Raw genomic sequence first — 22,384 nt, 5'->3', positions numbered from 1 at the left:
GGTTCAGGCAACGGCGACGACGTCGAGGATGCGCTGGACCACGCGGTCCTGGTCGATCCCTGCCGCCTCGGCCTCGAACGAGAGAATGATGCGGTGGCGCAGAACGTCGAACAGCACGGCCTGGATGTCTTCGGGGCTGACGAAGTCGCGCCCGGCCAGCCAGGCATGGGCACGCGCGCAGCGGTCCAGCGAGATGGAACCACGCGGGCTGGCGCCGTAGGCGATCCAGTCGGCCAGCTCGGTGTCGAACTTGGCCGGGGTGCGGGTGGCCATGACCAGCTGCACCAGGTATTCCTCCACTGCGTCGGCCATGTACAGGCCAAGGATTTCCTTGCGCGCGGCGAAGATGGCCTGCTGGCTGACCCGGCGCTCAGGCTTGGTCTCGCCGCCCAGGGCTTCACCCCGGGCCTGCGCCAGGATACGCCGCTCTACGGCGGCGTCGGGGAAGCCGATTTTTACATGCATCAGGAAACGGTCGAGCTGGGCTTCGGGCAGCGGGTAGGTGCCTTCCTGCTCGATCGGGTTCTGCGTGGCCATGACCAGAAACAGCGGCGACAGGTCATAGGTGCTGCGGCCCACGCTGACCTGGCGCTCGGCCATGGCTTCGAGCAGCGCCGACTGCACCTTGGCCGGTGCGCGGTTGATTTCGTCGGCCAGCACCAGGTTATGGAAGATAGGCCCCTGCTGGAACACGAAGCTGCCGGTTTCCGGGCGGTAAATCTCCGTGCCGGTGATGTCGGCCGGGAGCAGGTCGGGGGTGAACTGGATGCGATGGAACTGCGCTTCGATGCCTTCTGCGAGTTCTTTGATGGCTTTGGTCTTGGCTAGGCCCGGTGCCCCTTCGACCAGCATGTGGCCGTCGGCCAGCAGCACGATCAACAGCCGTTCGACCAGTTTTTCCTGGCCTAGGATCTGGGTAGAAAGAAAAGTGCGCAGCGCGATCAGCGCTTCACGGTGTTCCATCGGCGACGGTTCCTGGTAGGGGGCCTGAGGCGGCGTGAGGCAGCAGCCTTGGCAAGGGGGGATACTTTAATCTATCCGGGGGGGCGACCACCAATGGCGGCGGGTAAATTTATCGTTGCAGACGGGCCTGCGGGCAAAGAAATGTCCCACGCATGGCTGGCCTTTGCCTGATGGTCCGTGACGGCGTGCTGGCGCCTGCTTGTGCTTTTCGGACAAGCAGGAGGCACGATGATGAAAATGAGCAGCGCCAGCACGGCAAACCTTACGCCGGTCACCCTGCGTTTTGGCGTGTTCTTCGATGGCACCGGAAACAACCTGCACAATGCCACGGCGGAGGGTGAGCAGGGTGACAAGGGCGGCAGCTATGGCAACGCCTTGAGCAATGTGGCCCTGTTGCATGCGTTGTATCCGGCTGATGCGGCCTGTGCCGACGGGCCGCAGGCGTTCTTGAAGCGCTATGTGGAAGGCGTGGGCACGCTGGCGGGTGAAGCCGACCATGTCTACGCCTCGGCCACCGGGCATGGGCGCACAGGGGCCGAGGCGCGGGTTGCCGAGGCGTTGCAGGGCATGGCCGAGCAACTGCGGGCATGGCGCCAGGCGCATCCGCAGGCGACGCTGGAAGGGGTCGAGTTTGATCTCTTTGGTTTCAGCCGCGGCGCGGCAGCGGTGCGGCATCTGGCCAACCTGCTGCACGAGGGCGCGGGCGGGCTGTTGTCGTTGGCGTGCAAAACCTCGATCAACTTTATCGGCCTGTTCGACACCGTGGCGGCGATCATCGCGCCCTTACAGGGTGACTTCGACCCTGCAGACGGCCGCCACGGTGGCCTGCGCCTGGGCCTGGGTGCGGATATTGCCCGGCACGTGGTGCAGCTGGTGGCCGAGGACGAGCGGCGGCATAACTTCCCGCTGGTGCGCAGTGGCCACGACATCGTGCTGCCGGGCGTGCACTCGAATATTGGGGGTGGTTACCCGGAGACCCTTCTGGAGCAGGTGTTGCTGTGCAAGCCGCAGTCCCAGTGCGTGCCTTTAGGCACGCGTGTCGAGCAGTGCCGCGTACATGCCAAGGTGAGTGCCTTGCTGGCTTCGGCGTTTGACGATATGGGCGAACCCAGACCGCGCGTGATGACCTGGGAGGAGCCGATTGCCGGTGGGCATCGGGACGAGGCGCAAAAGCAGGTCTATGCGGCGGTGTACCGGGAGCGGCAAGTGGCGGGGCACTTGTCCCGGGTGTACTTGAGCGTGATGCGGACGTTGGCGGTGCGCGCGGGTGTGCCGTTTGCGCCGTTGGGCGCGCAGGCAGAGCATCGGCTGCCGGATGAGTTGTCGGGCATCAGCCGAAAACTGCATGCCTTTGCTTTGGGGGAAACTGGCCAGGTGGGGTTGAGCGAGGAAGAACAGCGGCTGTTGCGCGACAGATACGTGCATGCGTCAGCGAACTGGAACGCACTTAAGGGCTTGCGCAACAGTGTGCTGGATGTGCTGTTCGTCAATCGGCCGGGGGCAGGCGGGCGCGTGGTGCATGCCAACCCGGCGCAATGAATGACTGATCCTGGCCTGGCAATGCTGCACCGGGCCTACAGGGCGCGCGCCAGCTGTTCAGTCGCGCGCCTTCTGGCTGAATACATCTCCTGTGCCAGGGTCAGCAGCACCGTCAGCAGCATGAACACCACCGATGCGACGAAAATCCCGTTGGGCAGGCGCTGATCGAGCATCCAGCCGAACGCCACCGGCCCGATGGCACCGCCGACGTTGAACCCGGTCGACACCAGGCCGAAGGTTTTGCCCTCGGCCCCGGGTGGCGCCGCCGCCTTGACCAGCATGTCCCGTGATGGGGCGATGACCCCGGTGAGCAAACCGATGGCACCCAGTACGGCCACCAATGCCCAGCCCTGCAGCAGCCCCAGCGCCACCAGTGCAGTCAGCGCAGCCGCCAGCGCGAAGGCCAGTGCCGCCACCAGGCCATGGCGCCGGGTACGGTCGGCCAAAGCGCCCCCGCATAGCACGCCGGCTGCGCTGCTCAGCAGGAAAGCGGTGAGCGCGGCGTTGGCCCAGGCCAGTGTCAGGCCTTGGCCCTGGACCAGGGCGGCTACGGAGAACTTCTCGATGGCACTGGTGCTCAGGTTGAGCAGGATGAACAGCACCGTCAGCACGCCGATCATGGGGGTGAACAAGCGTACCCGGCCTGTTGCTGCGGCCGGGCCTGCGCCTTGTGGGTTGGCAGGCCTGGCGACCCGGTACACGCCACTGCCGGGTATCGAAATCAGCAGCAGCGCGGCTACCCCGAATACCGCGCCCGCCGCCAGGGCTGCCCGCGTGCCGAACGCTGCGGCGATGCCGAGAAATACGGCTGGGGTAACGGCCGAACCGAGGAAACCGGCAAAGGTATGAATAGAGAACGACCGCCCCAGGCGTGCGGGCTCGATGCCGTTGGCCAGCAGCGCATAGTCGGCCGGGTGGTACACACCATTGGCCAGGCCAGCCATGGCCATCGCCACCAGCAATACCGCATACCCGGGGCTGGCCGCCAGCAGCACGAAGCTGAGGCTGCCCAGCAACAGCCCGGCCTTGAGCACTTTACGTGCACCATAGTGGTCGACGGCATAACCCAGCGGGGCCTGTACCAGCGCGGAGACGATGTTGAACACCGCCAGGGCTACGCCCAGCTCTACGAAGCCTACGCCGAGCAGGCCGGGCAGCACGGGCAGTAGCGCCGGGATCAGCATGATGTGCACATGGCTGACGAAGTGCACGGCAGCAATTTGGGTCAGCAGCTTGGGGCCAGCGTGGGGCATGTCGATACCTGTTGAACAGCGTGCGCCCCTGGCGCACGGCAAGGTGGTGGAAAGCTCGCTTAGCGGGAGGCGCCGCGCAAACCGGGCAGGCGACCGTTCAGGACAACGTGGGCCAGCAGACCAATGACCAGGCCCCAGAAAGCCCCGCCAATACCCAACAGGCTGATGTTGGCCGCCGCCGCCAGGAAGGTGATCAGTGCTGACTCGCGTGAACGGGCATCGGCCAGGGCGCTGGCCAGGCTGGCGCCGATGGTGCCCAGCAGGGCAAGGCCCGCCAGGGTGGTGATAAAGGTGCCCGGCAGGGCCATGAAGACACTCGCCAGCGTGACCCCGAACACCCCGACGAGGATGTAGCAGACACCGGCAGCGATACCCGCCACCCAGCGCTTGTCCGGGTTTTCATGGGCTTCCTTGCCGGTGCAGATGGCCGCGGTGATGGCGGCGATGTTGAACGCGTGTGAACCGAAGGGCGCCATCAGCAACGAGCCGATGCCGGTGACGGCGACAATAGGGTTGGCGCTGGTCTTGAAGCCATCGTTGCGCAGCACCAGCATGCCGGGCATGTACTGGCCGGTGAGGGTGATCAGGAACAATGGCAGGGCCACGCTAAGGGCCGCGTTGAGGGAGAAGGTGGGCGCGGTGAAAACCGGTGAGGCGAATTCCAGCCGCAACGTCGTCAGGCCCACTTGCCCCTGCAGCAACAGGTACCCCAGGCCCAGCAACAGTATGGCGACCACGGCGTAACGGGCGGTGAAGCGTTTGAAGGCCACATAAGCTGCAATCAGCAGCCCGGCGAGGGTGGGGTCGACCGACAGGCTGGCAAAGGCACCGATGCCGAACTGCAGCAGGATGCCGGCCAGCAGGCCGGCGGCAATGCCGCCGGGCACGACGCGCACCAGCCGCTCGAAGCACCCGCTCAGCCCCAGCACCACGAAGCCGGCGGCCGACAGCAGGTAGGCACCTATGGCCTCGCTGTAGGGCACGCTGGCCAGGGCGGTGACCAGGAACGCGGCGGCTGGCGTGGACCAGGCTGTGATGACCGGCTCGCGGCTGTACCAGGACAATGCCAGGCCGCTGAGGCCGACGCCGATCGACACCGCCCAGACCCACGATGACGTCAGCTCCGGGCTCAGCCCGGCCACTTTGGCCGCCTGGAACACCAGGATGAACGTGCCGCCGTAGTTGACGATCACCGAGACGAGTCCGGCAATCACCGGGTGAAGGATGTCTGTCAGCCTGAGCGGGGTTGCAGAGCTTTGAGCAGGCGCGTCCATGGTTGCCTCTGGTAATGGTCAGATGAGGAGCAGTTTTGTGCGGCGAAGGGGTAATCCGACTGCAGCGTCATTGGCCCTTTCGCAGCCCAAGGCTGCTCGTGAAGAAAAAGACTGCCCGACAGCGACAGGCTGCCGGGCAGGTTTGGGCGTCAGTTGGTCAGCGCCACCAGCAGGCTTTTCAGGTGGTTGCTGCCTTGCGCATCCAGCGGCTGCAGGGGCAGGCGTGGGGCGCCGACATCCTGGCCGAGCATTTTCAGGCCGGCCTTGATGGTGGTCGGCAGGCCACGGCGGGTGATGTACTCCAGCAGCTCGTACTGGCGGTAGAACAACGCACGGGCTTCGGCCAGAGCGCCTTGTTGTATGGCGTCCCACAGCGCCAGGTTGAGTGCCGGGATCAGGTTGGGCGCGGCGGTACACCAGCCCGTGGCGCCGGCCACCAAGGCTTCCAGGGTCAGCGGGTTGCAACCGTTGTAGAACGCCACCTGCCCATCTGTAGCCGTGAACAGGCGGTGCATGCGCTGGATGTCACCGGTGCTTTCCTTGACCATGGTCACATTGGGCACTTCGCCGAGGATACGCAGGATCAGCTCCACCGACAGGTCGGTGCCGCTGGTGCCCGGGTTGTTGTAGAGCATGATCGGAATGTCGATGGCGGCGCCGACCGCCTTGTAGTGGGCGACCACTTCGGCTTCGGTGAGCTTCCAGTAAGAGATGGGCAGCACCATCACTGCCGTAGCACCGCAGGCCTGTGCCAGGCGGGCACGCTGCACGGTGCGGGCGGTGGTCAGGTCGGAGACGCTGACCACGCTGGGTACGCGCCCGGCAATGCGTGCCTGGCTGAAGCGCACCACGGTTTCCCATTCGCTATCGGACAGGTAAGCCCCTTCGCCGGTGCTGCCCAGCGGCGCGATGGCGTGCACGCCGTCTGCGATCAGGCTATCGATGGACGTGCCCAAGGCATCCAGGTCGAGTGTGCCGTCTGCCGTGAAGGGAGTGATGGTGTAGCCGATAACGCCGCGAATTACAGGTGTAGACATGACCAGGCACCTTTGCCGTTGTTGAGGAAAGAGTACAGCTTCGATCAGCCCAGGCAGTCGCCATGGGCACGCAAGGCACGGCGCGCGTAGTAGCTGAAGGCAGCACCGTGACGTTTGGGGGTGGAAATCCAGTCGTGGGCTTCTTTGCCCAGTGCTTCGGGGATCGGGCGGATGTCACCGGCGCCCATGGCCAGCAGTTGCATCTTTGCTGCGCGCTCGAACAGCAGGGCGAGCACGCAGGCTTCCTCGATCGAACGCCCAGCGATCAGCAGGCCATGATGGGAAAGCAGGATTGCGCGCTTGTCGCCAATCGCGTTCGCGATGATTTCGCCTTCTTCGTTGCCCACCGGTACACCGGGCCATTCCTGGAGGAATGCACAGTCGTCGAACAGGGGGCACAGGTCCATGTGCGAGATGGCCAGCGGAACTTCGAGCATCGACAAGGCGGCGCTGTGCAGCGGGTGGGTGTGGATGATGCAGTTGACGTCGGGGCGGGCGCGGTACAGCCAGCTGTGGAAGCGGTTGGCCGGGTTGGCCATGCCATGGCCTTGCAGCACCGTCAGGTCTTCGTCCACCACCAGCAGGTTGGAAGCGGCGATTTCGTCGAAGCCAAGCCCCAGTTGTTGGGTGTAGTAGGTGCCAGGTTCCTGCGCACGCGCAGTGATCTGCCCGGCCAGGCCAGAGTCGTGGCCGCCGTCGAACAGGATCCGGCAGGTGAGGGCGAGCTTTTGTCGCACGGTGTAGGTGTTGTCGGTCAGCGCCGTCAGCATCTGTTGCTGGGCGAGTTTGACAAGCTGGTCCTTGGGGGTGTGCATGGTGGTCGTCATGGGCGGTACCTGCAGGGGGTTGAGACTAGGGATGGCTGATCGGCGTGGAGGCGACGCCAGGACACGGCGTTGATCATAATGACACAAAGTGTCATATGCAAGCGATGTGTCATCCTTGCCTCAGGGCGTCAACCCATCAGTGCCAGCGCAATCTGTTATGGCGTGCATACGCAACTGGTATTACTTGCCCCGGCTTCACGCTGTTTAGCATCGATCGGGTCTTAACCGTCGACGAGAACAACAACGTGAACCTTGGAACCCTATCCAGTCGAAGTGCCAGATACTGGCCTGAACGTCTGGCGGTGATCGACCGCCACACCCGGCTGACCTTCGCTCAGCTCGAACAGCGGGCCAACCAGCTGGCCTCGGCCTTGCTGGCACAGGGCATCGCCACGGGCGAGCATGTCGCCATCCTGGCGCCCAACCGCGCCGAACTGGTGGAAGCAGAGGTGGCTTTCTACAAGGCCGGCCTGGTCAAGGTACCGGTCAATGCGCGCCTGGCACCGGATGAAGTGATTCAGGTGCTCAACGACGCCTGCAGTGTCGCGCTGATCGCCGATGCGCAACTCGCCCAGGCGTTGCTGGCCCGCAGGCAGGAGGTACCTGCGTTACGCTTGATCGTGACCTTGGGTGAGCGGGGCGGTGACATCACCTATGCCGCACTGCTGGCCCAAGGCAGTAGCCAGCCAATCAGCTGCGACCTGCCTGACGATGCCCTTGCCGTTTTGCATTACACCTCTGGCAGCTCTGGTGTGCTCAAGGCTGCGATGCTCAGCGTGGGCAACCGCAAGGCGCTAATCCGCAAGAGCCTCGCCAGCCCGACCCGTCGCGCCGCCCCGGGCGACGTCATGGCTCACGTCGGCCCTATCACCCATGCCAGCGGCATGCAGCTGATGCCGCTGCTGGCGGTCGGTGCCTGCAACCTGCTGCTGGAGCGCTACGATGACCAGCTGTTGCTCGAGACCATTCAGCGCGAAGGCGTGACCCGCTTGTTCCTGGTGCCTGCCATGATCAATCGCCTGGTCAACTTCCCTGATGTCGAGCGCTACGACCTGAGCAGCTTGCGCCTGGTCATGTACGGTGCCGCGCCGATGGCACCAGCGCTGGTGAAACGGGCCATCGAGGTATTCGGGCCGATCCTGGCCCAGGGTTACGGTGCTGGCGAGACCTGCTCGCTGGTAACCGTCCTGACCGAACAGGACCATCTGTGCGAGGGCGGCGACTACCGGCGCCTGGCCTCGTGCGGGCGTTGCTACTTCGAAACCGACCTGCGCGTGGTGAACGACCATTTCCAGGACGTCCAGCCGGGAGAGGTGGGCGAAATCGTAGTCAAGGGCCCGGACATCATGCAGGGCTACTGGCGCGCCCCCCACCTCACCGCCGAGGTGATGCGCGACGGCTACTACCTGACTGGCGACCTGGCCACGGTGGATGAGCAGGGGTATGTGTTCATCGTCGACCGCAAGAAAGAAATGATCATTTCCGGTGGCTTCAACATTTACCCCAGCGAGGTCGAGCAGGTGCTCTACAGCATGCCGCAGGTGTTCGAGGCGGCGGTGGTGGGGGTGCCCGACGAGCAGTGGGGCGAAGCGGTGCGGGCGGTGATCGTGCTCAAGCCGGGCATGGCCCTGCAGGAGCAGGACGTCATCGAACATTGCGCCCAGGCCCTGGCCGGTTTCAAGAAACCACGTGCCGTGGACTTCGTCAGCGAGCTGCCGAAAAACCCCAACGGCAAGGTGGTGCGCCGGTTGATCCGTGACGCCTACTGGCAAAACAGCGAACGCCGTATCTGACACGAGGAACGACCATGTATCAGCCAAGCGAAAAGGCCCAGCAGATCATCGAGGCCATCAGTGGCTTCGTTCGCAACGAAATCCTGCCCCTGGAACAGCAAGCCGGTCTCAGTTGGGCAGAGCCGCACCCGCGGGCGGTGCTGCAGCAGGTATGGCAGCGCTCGTGCGAGCAGGGCTTCTACAACATCATGCTGCCCGAGGCGATAGGTGGCGCCGGGTTGAGCGTGTCAGACCTGTGTGCGGTCAAGGAAGCCACGGTGCTCACCGGCTCGATGCTGGCGCCGCATATTCTCGGCGAGCTTTCCGGGCCGCCCCGTATCGGCCATCTGTTCAAGGTGGCGAGCCCGACCCAGATCGAGGCGTTCCTGCAGCCGGTGTGCCGTGCCGAAAAGGCCGTGTGCTTCGCCCTGACTGAAAGCGAAGCCGGCTCTGATGCAACGGCGATCAAGACCTCCGCACGGCGGGAAGGTGAACACTATGTGCTCAATGGCGCCAAGCGCTACATTTCAGGGGCGCCCTATGCCGACATCGCCGTGCTGCTCGCGGTGACGGATCCCGGGCGCGGTGCCCAGGGGATTTCGGCGTTCTTCGTCGACCTGAGCGCACCGGGGGTAAGGGTTGAAAGCGATTATTCGGTCATGTCCGGCGGTGGTGCGCATGGCGACATCATCCTTGAGGACGTACGGGTGCCGGCGGCCAACCGCATCGGTGAGCAAGGGCAGGGTTTCAAGCTGGCGATGGGGCGCATCACCCTCAACCGCCTGCTGCATTGCCCCACCTTGCTGGGGCTGGCCGGCCTGGCTCTGAGCCTCTCGATCGACTATGCCCGCACGCGCAAGCAGTTCGGCCAGCCTATCGCCATGTTCCAGTCGATCAACCACATGATCGCCGACATGGCCACCGAGCTGCATGCTGCACGCAGCATGGTCTACGCCACGGCAGCGGTGAATGACGCCGGCGGCAATATCCGCACCCAGGCCCCGATGTGCAAGCTGTTCGTTTCGGAGACGGCCTTCCGCATCGCCGATCGCGCCGTGCAGATACACGGCGGTGCCGGGCTGCTGCGTGGCAACCCGGTGGAGTGGATATTCCGTGCGACACGTATGATGCGCATTCTCACCGGAACCAGCGAGATCCAGCGCAACACCATCGCCAAGGGCGTGCTCATGCCTGAGCAATGACGCGGTATGCCCGGCCCGTGGCGGCCGGGCTCTCCAGACAATAACAAGAACGAGAGATCATCATGACTCATACTGACACCCCCGCACGTGCAGGCACGGCCTGGATGATTGCGGTACTGCTGGCGCTGTTGATGCTGGTGAACTTCCTGGACAAGGTGGTCATCGGCCTGGTGGCGGTGCCGATGTCCAGGGAGCTGGGCTTGTCCCCTGCCGAGTTCGGCCTGGTAGGGGGCGCACTGCACTGGTTCTTCGCCATCTCGGCGGTGATAGGCGGCTTCATGGCCAATCGCCGGCCAACCCGCACCCTGCTGCTGGGGATGGGCGCGTTCTGGGCGCTTATCCAGTTGCCCATGTTGTTCGTCAGCTCGCTGTGGGCGATCGTCGCCTGCCGGGTGCTGCTGGGTATTGGCGAAGGGCCGGCCTCACCGGTGGCTACACATGCCTTGTACAAGTGGTTTCCCAACGACCGTCGCAACCTTCCCGTGGCGCTGTTGCATACCGGCAGTGCGCTGGGGCTGCTGGTAGCCGGTGCCATGATCCCATGGATCAGTGTGCACTACGGCTGGCGCATGAACTTCATTGTGCTGGCGGTGATCGGCGCGGTGTGGTGCGTGCTGTGGTGGCGGCTGGGCAGCGAGGGCAACCTCGACCGCATTCGCCCGGGCCAGCTTGAAGAAGGGCAGGCCCCTGTTCCCTATCGTCGGCTGCTCGGTGACCGCACGGTATTGGGCAACTACTTGTGCCACTTCGCCGCCAACTGGTCCCTGGCATTGACCCTGACCTGGGTACCGAGCTACCTGGAAACCGGGCTGGGTATCGACCCGATCATGACCGGCCAGGTGTTCGTTCTGTTCGTGGTGGTTACCACGCCGTTGAGCCTGTTCATGGCCTGGCTGTCACAGCGAATGATGCGTGCCGGGGTTGCCACACGCTGGTCGCGCGGTGCGTTCGTTTCAGTGTGCCTGATCGCCAGCGGGCTGCTGTCAGCGGCGTTGTTTCTGCCCGGTCTGAGCAACGTCGAGCGGATCGTCAGCCTCACCTTCAGCGGCGGGCTGGCGCTGGTGATGTACTCCGTGGGGCCTGCCATGCTGGCGGAGTTCACGCCCAGCGGGCAGCGCGGCGGCATTCTGGCGATCGGCAACGGTATCGCCTCGTTGGCCGGGCTGTCGGCACCGGTGGTCACCGGTTTGCTGGTGCAGGGCGCCGGGGCCGGGCACACGGCAGGGTTTGGCCAGGGTTTTCTGGTGTGCGGCGCGGTGCTGGTGATTGCCGGGCTGATCGGGCTGGCCTGGATGGACCCGCAGAAAACCCGGCAACGTCTGGTGCAGGTGGGCACGGCTGCGCCAGCCCAGGCGTGATGTTCACAGCGCTCAGAGGCTCTGCTCCGCCAGGGCCTCGCGCTCGATCAAGGTGCCTTTCCAGCGCTCGCTGCGCACCGCATCCACCAGCAGTGCGCGCACCAGGTCGCGCATGCAGGCGGCGGCGAACGACAGCGGCTTGTGCTGCGAGTGGGCCAAGGCGATGGTGCGGGTGATGCGCGGTTCCACTATCAGCCGCGCGCTGGCAGGCGCGGCCAGATCCAGCAGCGGCGGCCAGTTGCTGATGGTGGCCGCCAGGCCAGCACGGACCAGGCTGGTGATACCGGGGGCCGACTGCTGTTCGTAGCTTGAGTCCAGTGTCACACCGGTTTCCATGGCAGCCTGCTCGATGCGCCTGCGCAAGTGCAGGCTACGGGGTGGCATTACCAGGCGGCTCGCTGCGGCCTCAGCCAAGGTGATGGGCGACTCGTCAGGACCGTGCCCAGGCAGGCCGACCCAGTACAGGTCTTCGGAAAACACGGGCTCGGCGACCACATGGACAAGCTCTTCGGCGTTGGGCACCACGCCGAAATCCACCTTGCCCAGCTCGATCGCCTGGCCACCTTCGCGGCTCAGGCCATCCCATACGGTGAGCTTGATCCCCGGGAAGCGTGCCTGGGCCTGGGTAATGATGGCCGGCAACAACAGTGCCGACGCAGTGGCGGGAATCGAGATGGCCACGTGCCCTTTGGGGTTGCCGCGGCTGGATTTCAGCTCGTCTTTCACCGAATCGAGCTGCTGCACGACCGATCGTGCCACTTCGTACAACTGCCGCCCGGCATCGGTCAGTTCGATACCGTCATGCTGGCGCGCCAGCAGTTGCATTTCCAGTTCGCTCTCCAGCAGGCCTATCTGTCGGCTCAAGGCCGGTTGGGCGATGAACGCCTGGCGTGCGGCATTGGAAAAACTGCCGGCTTCGACAATGGCGATCAAATAACGCAGCTGTTTCAAAGTCATCGTGATTCTCAGGCTATGCCGAAGTGATATGGCAACCATCGGGAGACGCTATTTGTTTCAGCCCCGGTGGCCTACTTAGTATCGGTAAGCAGCAAAACGAGGATAACAGAAACGTTCGAATAATTACCCAAGGCCTTGCCTGCAGGCCTTTGCGCCGTACTTAAGCATTAACTCGCAATTCACTCTCTAATAAACACAATAAGAGGTTAAGAGTGATGGCATCTCGTATTTCCGGTCGCTCGGGACCGTTGTCGGTACTTGCCTCATCAGTACTTTTTTCTGCATCTGCCGGTGCCGCTCAGTTTCACTGGGGTGAACTTGAGGGGCAATTCGACTCGGCGCTTTCCTTTGGTACCAGCATTGCGACTGCCAACCCTGACCCGGCCCTGCACAACAGCGCCAACAGCGATGACGGCCGCCTGAACTTTGCCTCCGGCGATGTGTTTTCAGCGGTGTTCAAAGGCACCCATGACCTGGAGCTCAAGCACGACAACCTGGGGGTGTTCCTTCGCGGTACCTACTGGTACGACACGGCCCTGCGTGATCACGATCAGCGCTTCAAGCAGGTCGAGGACAACAACCGCAAGCGCTCGGCCAAGACCGCAGGCAGTCAGCTGCTGGATGCCTTCGGTTACTACCTGTACGACATCGACGGCCAACCGGGTTCGCTCAGGCTGGGCAAGCAGGTGGTCAACTGGGGTGAGAGCACCTTCATCCAGGGCGGACTGAACGTCATCAACCCCTTTAACCTGGCGGCCTTGCGCCGCCCCGGCTCGGAAGTGAAGGACGCGCTGGTGCCGGTGAACCTGTTCTACTTCACCCAGAACCTCACCGAAGCGCTGTCGGTCGATGGTTTCTATCAGCTGGACTGGGAACAGACCCAGCTCGACAACTGTGCCACGTTCTTTTCGAACAACGACTTTTTGCCCGATGGGTGCGATGGCCTCGACGTGGGCGCCAAACTGCTCGGCAACCCCACAGCCGTGGCGGGGCTTGCGCCGTTCGGTGTGAACCTCACCAGCGAAGGCGTGCGCATACCTCGCGGCAGCGACCAGGATGCCCGCAACAGCGGGCAGTGGGGCGTTTCGCTGCGCTGGTACGTGGCGGCGCTGGACACCGAGTTTGGCGCTTACGCGGCGAACTACCACAGCCGCACGCCTTACCTGGGTACGGTCAGCAGCCCGTATTTCGACAACCGCCGTTTCGCCCCGCAGTTGTGCGCCAACCTCGCTATCGGGCTTGCAGACTGTGCCGCTTTTCTGGGTTCCAGCGCAGGCCAGTCGCTGGTCGGCGCGCTACGCCTGGGTACCTCGCAGTACCGGGTGCAATACCCCGAGGACATTCGCCTCTACGGCCTTTCGTTCTCCACCACCCTGCGCACCGGCACGGCGCTGCAGGGGGAGCTGAGCTACCGGCCGAACATGCCCATGCAGCTCAACGGTACCGACATCATCCAGTCGCTGTTGAACGTCGATGGCCGCTCGCCCTTGCTGGGTGACGGCCTGCGGCCAGACAGCGCCAGTACGTTGTTCGACGGCTACCGCCGTAAAGAGATGACCCAGTTGCAGGTAACCGCTGTTCACGCTTTCAGCCAGGTGATGGGGGCCAACCAGCTGCTGTTGATAGGCGAGGCGGGCGCCACCTACGTCGGCGGTCTGGAGGGCGCCTATGGCCCCCGTTACGGGCGCTCGGGCACGTTCAACAGCGGCGAACTGGCGGACAACAGCGTGTGCGTGGCCATTTCCAAAACCCCTGAGCATTGCAACGACGAAGGCTTCATGACCCCGTTTTCCTGGGGCTACCGGCTGCGCGCCACCTGGGCCTACCCCAACGTGATTGCCGGCTTCGACCTGCGGCCGAACCTGTCCTGGGCACATGACGTGCATGGCACCGGCCCGGTGGAGGGGTCGGCGTTCAGCGAAGGCTCCAGGGCCATCAGTGTCGGGTTGGATGCGACGCTCGCCAGCACCTACAGCCTGAGTGTGTCGTACACCGACTTTATCGACGGCGACTATGGCACCCGCGGCGACCGGGACTTCATCTCGCTGAGCCTGGGCGTCACTTTCTGAGGGCATGACAATGAAAATGCGCATGGTGATGATCGGCCTGTTCTGGGCCAGCGGCGCGCTGGCGGCAGCCGGCCTGCCCGACAACCTGACCCCGGTGGGGGCCGAGCGTGCTGCCAGCTCCGACGGGCGCATCCCGGCCTGGCAAGGTGGGTTGAGCGCGGCCCAGCAACGCCTGGGCGACAACGGCACGCCGCTGGACCCGTTTGCCGATGAGCAGCCTCTGTACCGAATCACGGCCGCCAACTACCGGCAGTACCGAGGTCAGCTTACCGACGGCCAGGTGGCCTTGCTCAAACGCTTCCCAGCCAGCCTGAGCTTGCCGGTGTATCCCACCCACCGCAGTGTTGCGGTACCCGACGCGGTCGCGGCATCGGCCGCCCGCAATGCCGAGCAGGCGCAGCTGGATGACCAGGGCAACGGTGTGCGCGGTTTCACTGGCGTCATCGCCTTTCCGCAGCCAACCAACGGCCTGGAGGTGATCTGGAACCACCTGACCCGGCATCGCAACGTGAGTTACAGCCTGAGCTCCGACAGCGTCACGCCGCTGAAGAATGGCCGCTTCGTGCTGATGAGCGCGCGTCAGGAAGTGGCCCGGCCCGAAGGTTTGGCCCGCCTGGGGGAGGGCAATGTACTTTATTACTTCACCTACCGCATGACGGCGCCCTCGCGGCTTGCCGGTGATGCGATGGTGGTGCACGAGACACTGGACCAGGTCGCCGAGCCGCGCTTGTCCTGGGTGTACAGTGCCAGCCAGCGGCGGGTACGGCGGGCGCCGAACATCGCCTATGACACCACCGGCCCAGGCACCGCCGGCCTGCGGACCGCCGACAGCCGCGACATGTTCAATGGCGCGCCGGACCGGTATGACTGGAAGCTGCTGGGCAAGCAGACACTGCACGTGCCCTACAACAGTTACCGCTTGGCATCGCCCGAGCTGCGCTATGCCGACCTGATCAAGCCAGGCCACATCGACCCGGCACCGACCCGCTACGAACTGCACCGGGTATGGGTCGTGGAGGCGACGTTGAAGCCCGGGGCGCAGCATATCTACGCCAAGCGCCGGTTCTACCTGGATGAAGACACCTGGGCCATTCTCGAAACAGACAGCTACGACGCGCGTGGCGAGCTGTGGCGCACCTCACAGGCCCATGGTTTCTTTCACCCCGGCGGCCAGGTGGCGGTCAACGCCATGGAGGTCACCTACGACCTCAAGAGCGGCCGCTACCATGCATCGGGCTTGATCAACGAGCAGCGTCGGCCCTTTGCCTTCAATGTGCGTACCAGCCTTTCGTACTTCTCGCCCGGCGCCCTGCGCAGCTTTGGTGTGCGCTGATGGGCGTGCCTGAACCACGGCCTGACTGGTCGCGGCGGCTGTTGGGGCAGGGTGAAGCGCCTGATCCGCGCTTCACGCTGGCCAACGAACGTACCTTCCTGGCCTGGGTCCGGACCGCGCTGGCGCTGCTGGGTGGCGCAATCGCCATCGAAACCTTCGCCGGCCACGTCCTCGAGACACCCCTGCGGCTGTGGCTGGTCGCTGGCCTGATGCTGCTGAGTGCATTGCTGAGCGCTGGCGCCTGCCTGCGCTGGCTGCGGGTAGAGCGGGCATTGCGTCAGCGACGTCCGTTGCCGTTGCCGGCACTGGTGCCCTTGTTGGCGCTGGGCTGCCTGGTCGCCGTACTGCTGGCAGGTCTGGTCCTGTGGCCACGCTGGCATGGGTGATCCGGGCCTGCAGGCAGAACGCACCGAGTTGGCCTGGCGGCGCACTGTGCTGGCGCTGGTGGTGGTGGCGGGGTTGGCCTGTCGTCAGGGCGATGTGTACGTGCTGACATTGGCGGGCGTGGCCGCGCTGGCGCTGCTGACCCGCCAGCGGCGGCGTTACGAGCGGGGCCTGGCGATGTTGCAGGCCGAACGCGGTCAGCCTGCGCCCTGGGGAGTGCTGGCACTGGGCTGCGTGGTGTGGCTGATGGCACTGGCAGGCTTGTGCCGGTTGGCGAAGGGCGGCTGAGCACAGTGCCGGCGCCGCCCGCTGCCGCTCAGGGCGTGACGATATTGAAGCGCGAATCAGCCTCTTCCAGCCCCCCCATGAATTGCAGGAACTTCACCCGCTCGCCTTTGATTTCGATTGCCCCTGCTGTGGCTTCCTTGAGAAAGCCTGTCTGCTTCAAGGCAATGCTGTCCAGTGTCTGTTTGCGCATGATGACCTCTACATCGGCCTTGGCGTGGCGCGCCAGGTCGCGGTGGGTGAGGACGCCGTTGCGCAGGGTGAGGGCGTAGTCTTCGTCCAGGTCGGAAAACCGCCAGTTGATGGTCAGGTCGCTATCGGCAGCCTTGTAGGCATTCACCCGCACGCCCAGGTAGTCGAAAAACAGGCTGGGTGTCAGGGCCCGCACCATGTCATCGGCATTGCCGCCACTACCCGCACCGGCGGCCACGCCTGAGCGCAATTCCTGCGCGCCACTGAGGTAGGCATTGCGCCAGGTGGTGTTCTCACTCTGGTAACCCAGCTGCTCGAGCGCGTCGGCCTGCAATTCGCGGGCCTCGGTGTTGTCCGGCTCGGCGAATACCAGATGGTTGACCAATTGCGCCACCCAGCGATAGTCGCCCTCGGCGAAGGCCTGGCGGGCCTGGGTCAGCACCTGATCGGCACCCCCCATGGCCGCCACGTAACGCTTGCCGGCCGCTTGCGGTGGCAATGGGTCGAGGTTGGCCGGGTTGCCGTCGTAGAAGCCCATGTAGCGTTGATAGACGGCCCTGACGTTATGGCTGAGCGAACCGTAGTAGTCGCGGCTGTACCATTTGCTTGCCAGGCGCGGCGGCAGATTGGCCAGGGTCTGGGCAATTTCCATGGGTGTCTGGCCTTGATTGATCAGGCGCAAGGTCTGGCTGTCGAGGAAGGCGTACATATCACGCTGGTCAGCCAGGTAGTCGCGGATGGCCGCTTTGCCCCAAGTGGGCCAGTGATGCTGGGCGAACACCACCTCGGCCTGGTCGCCATAGCGCACCAGCGACTGGTCCAGGTAATGGGCCCACACTTTCGGATCGCGCACCAGTGCCCCGCGCAGCGTCAGGACGTTGTGCTGCACGTGGGTGGCGTTCTCGGCCATGCACAGTGCCTTGAACGCCGGGAAATAGATGTTCATTTCCGCCGGCGCCTCGGTGCCCGGGGTCAGTTGGAACTCCACCTCCACGCCGCTCAGGGTCATGCGTTGCAGCGGTTGGCTGATTTCGAGCGTCGGCGCGATGAGGCTGATGGTGGCATTGGCCGGGACGCCCTTGCCCAGTCCGGCATCCACCTGGCCTCGCGGCCCACGGGGCAGGGGCGCGCCGTACATGTACTGGGCGCGGCGTTTCATGGCCGGTCCGGCCAGCACGTTTTCACCGATGGCATGTTCGAAGAACCCCTCGGGCGCGATGACCTGTACTTTGCCAGCCTTGACGTCCGCCTCGTTGATCACCCCGCGCACGCCGCCGAAATGGTCGACGTGCGGGTGGGTATAGATCACCGTGGTCACCGGCTTGCGCGGGCGGTGCTTGAAGTACAGTTCGAGGCCCGCCTTGGCAGTCTCCACGGCAAGCAGCGGGTCAAGCACAATCAGCCCGTCCTTCCCTTCGACGATGGTCATGTTGGCCAGGTCCAGACCGCGAAGCTGGTAGATGCCCTCGGTGACCTTGAACAGCCCGGCGATGTTGTTCAACTGAGCGATGCGCCACAAGCTCGGGTTTACCGTGGCAGGGGACTGCGCCGGTTCCAGAAAAGCATACTGGGCCAGGTTCCACACGGTCTTGCCATCGGCTGTCGCGACTGGCCCGTCGAACCGCTCGACCAGCCCACGCCGGGCTGTTTCGTAATCGACGCGATCCTCGAAGGGTAACCGTTGCAGCCACTGCTGGTTGCTGGCCAGGGTGGCCGGGGTGGCATCCTTGGCCGCTGTTGCGGCCAGGCTCGGAAGGGGGGCCAGCAGGGCAAGCGCCAGCATCGACAGTGAAAAACGCATGGGATGTCCTTGTTGTTCTTGGGGCAGAACACTCTAGGGGAGGGGCTTGCACACCAGCCAATACCAGAGCGGCATGGCCGCTATCGCGTTTCCTGATGGCTTCAGGCGGGGGGGAGAGTGAGGATCTGTTCGACCAGCCAGGCCAGGGCGGGGTCGTGCTGACGGTGGCTCAGGTGAACCAGTTCCAGTTCGAAAGGCTCCAGGGCAAAAGGCAGTTCGTGCACTGCCAAAGGCAGCAGGTGCGCAAACTGCTGGGCCAGTTGCCGCGGCAGCACCACACACATGTCGGTGGCTGCGGCCAGATGGGCGGCCTGCAGGTAGTTGGGCGTGGTATAGGCGATTTGCCGGGTCAGGCCTTGCTCGGCCAGCCACTGGTCGACCATGCCCCGGGTCTGGCCGCCGTGCACCCAGATGTGCCGCAAGCCCAGGAATGCGTCGAGGTCCAGTGCCTGGCCTGGCGCCAGGTGCGGGTGCTGCTGGCGCAGCGCGATCTGCAGGGTTTCACGGCGCCAGGGGTGGCGGGTGAAGCGCGCCGGCACCTCATCGAAACGGCCCAGTACCAGGTCGAGGTCGCCCCGGTCCAGCGCCTCGGCCGGCAGGTTGGGGGCCAGGTGCACCACGTCGATGCGCACGTTGGGGGCCAGTAGTTCCAGCCGCGCCAGGAGTGGCGGCATGCACAGCTGTTCGACGAAATCGGTGAGGGCGATGCGCAGCTGGCGATGGCTGCGCTGAGGCTCGAAACCATCGCCGGTGCCCAGCGTCTGCTCGATCTGCTGTAACGCCGCACGTATCGGCCCCTCCAGTGCCAAGGCCCGTGGCGTCGGACGCATGCGCCGGCCCACGCGGACCAGCAGCGGGTCGCCCAGCTGGTCACGCAGGCGCGCCAGGGCATTGCTCACGGTCGGCTGGGTCAGGGCCAGACGCTCGGCTGCCCGGGATACGTTCTGTTCACGCAGCAACATATCGAAGACGCGCAGCAGGTTCAGGTCGAAGTTCGAAATATTCATGCCGGAAATATATGGCATACGAAATGGAAATTTCAAAAATACCTTCGGCCTGCTTAGGGTGATCACAGTCCTCATACCTACAAGAAAGCAGGAGCGTTGCGCGTGAATACTCCCTTCCCGATCAATCAGGTGGCTGTGATAGGTGCAGGCACCATGGGCCGCGGCATCGTCATCAGCCTGGCCAACGCCGGGCTGTCGGTGCTGTGGCTGGACTGCAACGCGGCAGCGCTCGAAGCCGGGCTGGGCATGGTCAGCCAAGCCTGGGCCCAGCAGGTGGACAAGCAGCGCATCACCCAGGCCCAGGCCGACGCCTGCCTGGCGCGTGTGCAGGTAGTGGACGGCTATCCGGCGTTGGCGGAGGCCGACCTGGTGATTGAAGCGGTGTATGAAAACCTGGCGCTCAAGCAGGAAATCTTCCGTGCACTGGATGCACACCTCAAGCCACGGGCGATCCTGGCCAGCAACACCTCGGCGCTGGACATCGACGCGATTGCCGCCGTCACCCAGCGGCCGTCCCAGGTCCTGGGGCTGCATTTCTTCAGCCCCGCGCATGTCATGAAGCTGCTCGAAATCGTGCGTGGGACGCACACCGATCAGAAGGTGCTCGACGCCGCCCGCGCGCTGGGCCAGCGCATGGGCAAGGTGGCGATAGTGGCAGGCAACTGCCCAGGGTTCATTGGCAATCGCATGTTGCGCAACTATGTGGGCGAAGCGCGCAAGTTGCTGCTTGAAGGGGCTTTGCCACATCAGGTGGATGCGGTACTGCAGCAGTTCGGCTTCGCCATGGGGCCGTTCCGCATGTACGACGTGGTGGGCATCGACCTGGAGTGGCGCGCCCGGCAGTTGGCCGGGCAAGGCATGCACGACCCGCTGGTGCAGGTCGATAACGCGCTGTGCGAACTCGGCCGCCTCGGGCAGAAAACCGGGCAAGGCTATTACCGCTATGCGCCCGGCAGCCGACAGGCCGAGCATGACCCGCAGGTCGACGCCCTGGTGCTGCAGGTGTCCCAGCAGCTTGGCTATCGACGCCGGGGCATCAGTGCCGAGGAAATCCTCGAGCGCTGCCTGCTGGCACTGGTCAACGAAGGGGCGAAGGTTCTCCAGGAAGGTATCGCCGCCAGCAGCGGCGACATCGACCAGGTCTGGCTCCACGGCTATGGCTTCCCGGCTGCCACTGGCGGGCCCATGCGCTGGGCTGACGAACAGGGGGCGCCGTTCATCCTGGCCCGGCTGGAATATCTGCAGGGCGTGCTTGGCGAGCATTGGCGCCCGGCAGGGCTGCTCTACTCACTCGTGGCCGGTGGCAAGCGTTTCGAACCGCGTGGGGAGGTTCAGGCATGAACTACCAGGCGCCCCTTCGCGACATGCGTTTCGTGCTGCATGAACTGTTCGACCTGAGCGGACATTGCCAGCAACTAGGTATCGAACTGGACCGCGACACTCTCGACGGCATCCTTGAGGAGGCCGCACGTTTCACTGGCCAGATCATCGCACCGCTCAATCGCAACAGTGACGAACAGGGCTGTCAGTGGGTGGGCGGTGAGGTCACCACCCCAGACGGCATGCGGGACGCCTATCGGCAATACGTCGAACATGGCTGGGCCAGCATGACCGGGCCGCAGGCCTATGGTGGGCAGGGGCTGCCGCAGATGGCATCGGCCAGCTTCCATGAAATGCTGATGGCGGCGTCGTTGTCGTTCCGCATCTACTCCGGCCTGACCGAGGGCGCGGTCCTGGCGTTGCATCGCCATGGCAGCGAGCCACTCAAGCAGGCCTACCTGGGCCGGATGGTCAGTGGCGAGTGGGCCGGCACCATGTGCCTGACCGAGCCGCAGGCCGGCACCGACCTGGCTTTGCTGCGCACCCGCGCCCAGCCGGAAGCGGACGGCAGCTACCGCATTACCGGCAGCAAGATATTCATCAGTGGTGGCGAGCAGGACCTGACCGACAACATTGTTCATCTGGTACTCGCGCGCCTGCCTGATGCGCCGGCCGGTGTCAGGGGCATCAGCCTGTTCCTGGTGCCCAAGCTGCTGCCCGGTGGCGAGCGCAATGCGCTGGGCTGCGGGGCGCTGGAGCACAAGATGGGCATCAAGGGGGCCTCGACCTGCGTGATGAACTTCGACGGTGCCCAGGGCTGGCTGGTGGGGGAGGCCAACCAGGGCCTGGCCTGCATGTTCACCATGATGAACGATGCCCGCTTCCAGGTCGGCCTGCAGGGGCTTGGTATTGCCGAGGCCGCTTTTCAGGGAGGGCTGGCCTACGCCCGGGAGCGTCTGCAGTCGCGCTCGCTTGCCGGGCCGGTGGCTGCGGAAAAACCTGCCGATCCGATTATCGTCCATCCAGACGTGCGGCGCATGCTGCTGACCCAGAAGACCCTTACCGAAGGTTGTCGCATGCTGGGCATCTACACCGCTCGGCAACTGGATCTGGAGCACGGTGCGATAAGTGCACCGGCGCGCCAGGCGGCAGCTCGGCGGGCGGCGTTGCTGATTCCTATCGTCAAGGCGTTTTTCACCGACGTCGGTCAGGAAGTCGCCAGTCTTGGGGTGCAGGTGTATGGCGGTCATGGCTACATCCGCGAGTGGGGCATGGAGCAGTTGATGCGCGATAGCCGCATCACCCAGCTTTATGAAGGCACCAACGGCATACAGGCCCTTGACCTGATACGCCGCAAGGTCCTGGGGGACGGCGGGGCCGAGCTCAATCTGCTGATCGACGAAATGGCGCTGCACGTCAGGGCTGCCAATGCGCTCGGCGGCCTGCAGGCCATGGCGACGGCCGTGGGGCAACGTTTGGAGGAATGGCGCGTCTTGGCCGCCCATGTGGTCGAGGCCTGTCAACGCGACCCCCAGGAGTCAGGGGCAGTGTCGGTTGATTTTCTTGCCTACTCGGCCTACGTGCTGTTGGCGGCGATGTGGTTGCAAGCGGCGGTGTGCGCTGAAGCGACGCTTGCCGCCGGCAGCGCGGAAACAGCCTTCTACAGGGCCAAGCTTGACGCCGCGACGTTCTACTGGCGGCGGATCCTGCCCCGCGCCACTGCTCACCGCGAGGCCCTGCTGGGTGGCGCGGATTGCCTGATGGCGCTACCGGCGAGCGATTTCGCGTTCTAGCGCACGGCAAACCACACG

At 64.5% G+C, this 22,384-nt stretch carries 18 protein-coding genes; 10 read left to right on the top strand and 8 right to left on the bottom strand.

Features of this window, described 5'->3' with window-relative positions:
• Positions 1-3 precede the first annotated feature (3 nt).
• The gene (locus ACI7M0_RS18710) at positions 4-963 is read right to left on the bottom strand and encodes a MoxR family ATPase (protein ID WP_003247242.1); all 960 of its coding nucleotides are present in this window, start codon (positions 961-963) and stop codon (positions 4-6) included.
• A 228-nt stretch (positions 964-1,191) separates the two neighbouring features.
• Between ACI7M0_RS18710 and ACI7M0_RS18705 the strand changes: the two genes are divergently transcribed.
• Positions 1,192-2,502 (top strand): DUF2235 domain-containing protein, encoded by a 1,311-nt coding sequence (locus ACI7M0_RS18705; protein WP_129933102.1) that lies wholly within the window; start codon positions 1,192-1,194, stop codon positions 2,500-2,502.
• 35 nt (positions 2,503-2,537) lie between these two features.
• Here the strand turns inward: ACI7M0_RS18705 and ACI7M0_RS18700 are convergent, their stop codons facing one another.
• From ACI7M0_RS18700 to ACI7M0_RS18685, 4 genes are all read right to left on the bottom strand, one after another.
• Positions 2,538-3,755, bottom strand: coding sequence for an MFS transporter (locus ACI7M0_RS18700; protein ID WP_129933101.1), 1,218 nt, complete (start codon positions 3,753-3,755; stop codon positions 2,538-2,540).
• Positions 3,756-3,814: 59 nt separating this feature from the next.
• Positions 3,815-5,029: a benzoate/H(+) symporter BenE family transporter gene (locus tag ACI7M0_RS18695; protein WP_012053227.1), complete on the bottom strand. Its 1,215-nt coding sequence runs from the start codon at positions 5,027-5,029 to the stop codon at positions 3,815-3,817.
• A gap of 149 nt (positions 5,030-5,178) precedes the next feature.
• Positions 5,179-6,066 carry a dihydrodipicolinate synthase family protein gene (locus tag ACI7M0_RS18690; protein ID WP_129933099.1) on the bottom strand — a complete coding sequence of 296 codons (888 nt, stop codon included), beginning with the start codon at positions 6,064-6,066 and terminating at the stop codon, positions 5,179-5,181.
• A gap of 44 nt (positions 6,067-6,110) precedes the next feature.
• Positions 6,111-6,893 (bottom strand): aldolase, encoded by a 783-nt coding sequence (locus ACI7M0_RS18685; protein WP_129933097.1) that lies wholly within the window; start codon positions 6,891-6,893, stop codon positions 6,111-6,113.
• Between the two features lie 245 nt (positions 6,894-7,138).
• On the opposite strand from ACI7M0_RS18685, the gene ACI7M0_RS18680 reads away from it, so the two are divergent.
• The 3 genes from ACI7M0_RS18680 to ACI7M0_RS18670 all read left to right on the top strand — a co-directional run bounded on the left by ACI7M0_RS18680 (position 7,139) and on the right by ACI7M0_RS18670 (position 11,225).
• On the top strand, positions 7,139-8,686 hold the full coding sequence (locus ACI7M0_RS18680) for an AMP-binding protein (protein WP_033725201.1): 1,548 nt from the start codon (positions 7,139-7,141) through the stop codon (positions 8,684-8,686).
• 14 nt (positions 8,687-8,700) lie between these two features.
• The gene (locus ACI7M0_RS18675; RefSeq protein ID WP_129933095.1) at positions 8,701-9,867 is read left to right on the top strand and encodes an acyl-CoA dehydrogenase family protein; all 1,167 of its coding nucleotides are present in this window, start codon (positions 8,701-8,703) and stop codon (positions 9,865-9,867) included.
• Between the two features lie 104 nt (positions 9,868-9,971).
• Positions 9,972-11,225: an MFS transporter gene (locus ACI7M0_RS18670; protein ID WP_129933110.1), complete on the top strand. Its 1,254-nt coding sequence runs from the start codon at positions 9,972-9,974 to the stop codon at positions 11,223-11,225.
• 12 nt (positions 11,226-11,237) lie between these two features.
• On the opposite strand, the gene ACI7M0_RS18665 is transcribed toward ACI7M0_RS18670, so the two are convergent.
• Positions 11,238-12,182 (bottom strand): LysR family transcriptional regulator, encoded by a 945-nt coding sequence (locus tag ACI7M0_RS18665; RefSeq protein WP_003247253.1) that lies wholly within the window; start codon positions 12,180-12,182, stop codon positions 11,238-11,240.
• A 215-nt stretch (positions 12,183-12,397) separates the two neighbouring features.
• On the opposite strand from ACI7M0_RS18665, the gene ACI7M0_RS18660 reads away from it, so the two are divergent.
• The 4 genes from ACI7M0_RS18660 to ACI7M0_RS18645 are packed head-to-tail and all read left to right on the top strand — an operon-like array spanning position 12,398 to position 16,256.
• Positions 12,398-14,251: a DUF1302 domain-containing protein gene (locus ACI7M0_RS18660; protein ID WP_129933093.1), complete on the top strand. Its 1,854-nt coding sequence runs from the start codon at positions 12,398-12,400 to the stop codon at positions 14,249-14,251.
• A 22-nt stretch (positions 14,252-14,273) separates the two neighbouring features.
• Positions 14,274-15,584, top strand: a complete 1,311-nt coding sequence (locus ACI7M0_RS18655; RefSeq protein ID WP_129933108.1) for a DUF1329 domain-containing protein — start codon at positions 14,274-14,276, stop codon at positions 15,582-15,584.
• A complete protein-coding gene (locus ACI7M0_RS18650) occupies positions 15,584-15,970 on the top strand; it encodes a YidH family protein (RefSeq protein WP_020191763.1) in 387 nt (128 codons plus the stop codon). Before ACI7M0_RS18655 ends, ACI7M0_RS18650 begins: the two co-directional genes overlap by 1 nt.
• Positions 15,963-16,256, top strand: a complete 294-nt coding sequence (locus ACI7M0_RS18645; RefSeq protein ID WP_129933091.1) for a DUF202 domain-containing protein — start codon at positions 15,963-15,965, stop codon at positions 16,254-16,256. The genes ACI7M0_RS18650 and ACI7M0_RS18645 overlap by 8 nt, the downstream gene beginning before the upstream one ends.
• 28 nt (positions 16,257-16,284) lie before the next feature.
• Here ACI7M0_RS18645 and ACI7M0_RS18640 read toward each other — a convergent pair whose 3' ends face one another.
• Together ACI7M0_RS18640 and ACI7M0_RS18635 are read right to left on the bottom strand one after the other, a co-directional pair.
• Positions 16,285-18,246, bottom strand: coding sequence for an alkyl/aryl-sulfatase (locus tag ACI7M0_RS18640; RefSeq protein ID WP_129933089.1), 1,962 nt, complete (start codon positions 18,244-18,246; stop codon positions 16,285-16,287).
• 101 nt (positions 18,247-18,347) lie between these two features.
• Complete coding sequence (locus tag ACI7M0_RS18635; protein WP_129933087.1) at positions 18,348-19,271, bottom strand: LysR family transcriptional regulator; 924 nt, start codon at positions 19,269-19,271, stop codon at positions 18,348-18,350.
• Positions 19,272-19,355: 84 nt separating this feature from the next.
• Here ACI7M0_RS18635 and ACI7M0_RS18630 point away from each other — a divergent pair, with 84 nt between their 5' ends.
• Both ACI7M0_RS18630 and ACI7M0_RS18625 read left to right on the top strand, forming a co-directional pair.
• A complete protein-coding gene (locus ACI7M0_RS18630; RefSeq protein WP_129933085.1) occupies positions 19,356-20,594 on the top strand; it encodes a 3-hydroxyacyl-CoA dehydrogenase in 1,239 nt (412 codons plus the stop codon).
• Positions 20,591-22,366, top strand: coding sequence for an acyl-CoA dehydrogenase C-terminal domain-containing protein (locus tag ACI7M0_RS18625; protein ID WP_129933083.1), 1,776 nt, complete (start codon positions 20,591-20,593; stop codon positions 22,364-22,366). Before ACI7M0_RS18630 ends, ACI7M0_RS18625 begins: the two co-directional genes overlap by 4 nt.
• Positions 22,367-22,384: the final 18 nt, after the last annotated feature.

Origin of the sequence: Pseudomonas sp. 10(2024) (assembly GCF_045164175.1) — a bacterium.
Classification (GTDB): Bacteria; Pseudomonadota; Gammaproteobacteria; order Pseudomonadales; family Pseudomonadaceae; genus Aquipseudomonas; species Aquipseudomonas alloputida.
Note: the sequence above shows the minus strand (reverse complement) of the source record. Positions and strands in the feature narration are given on the sequence as shown.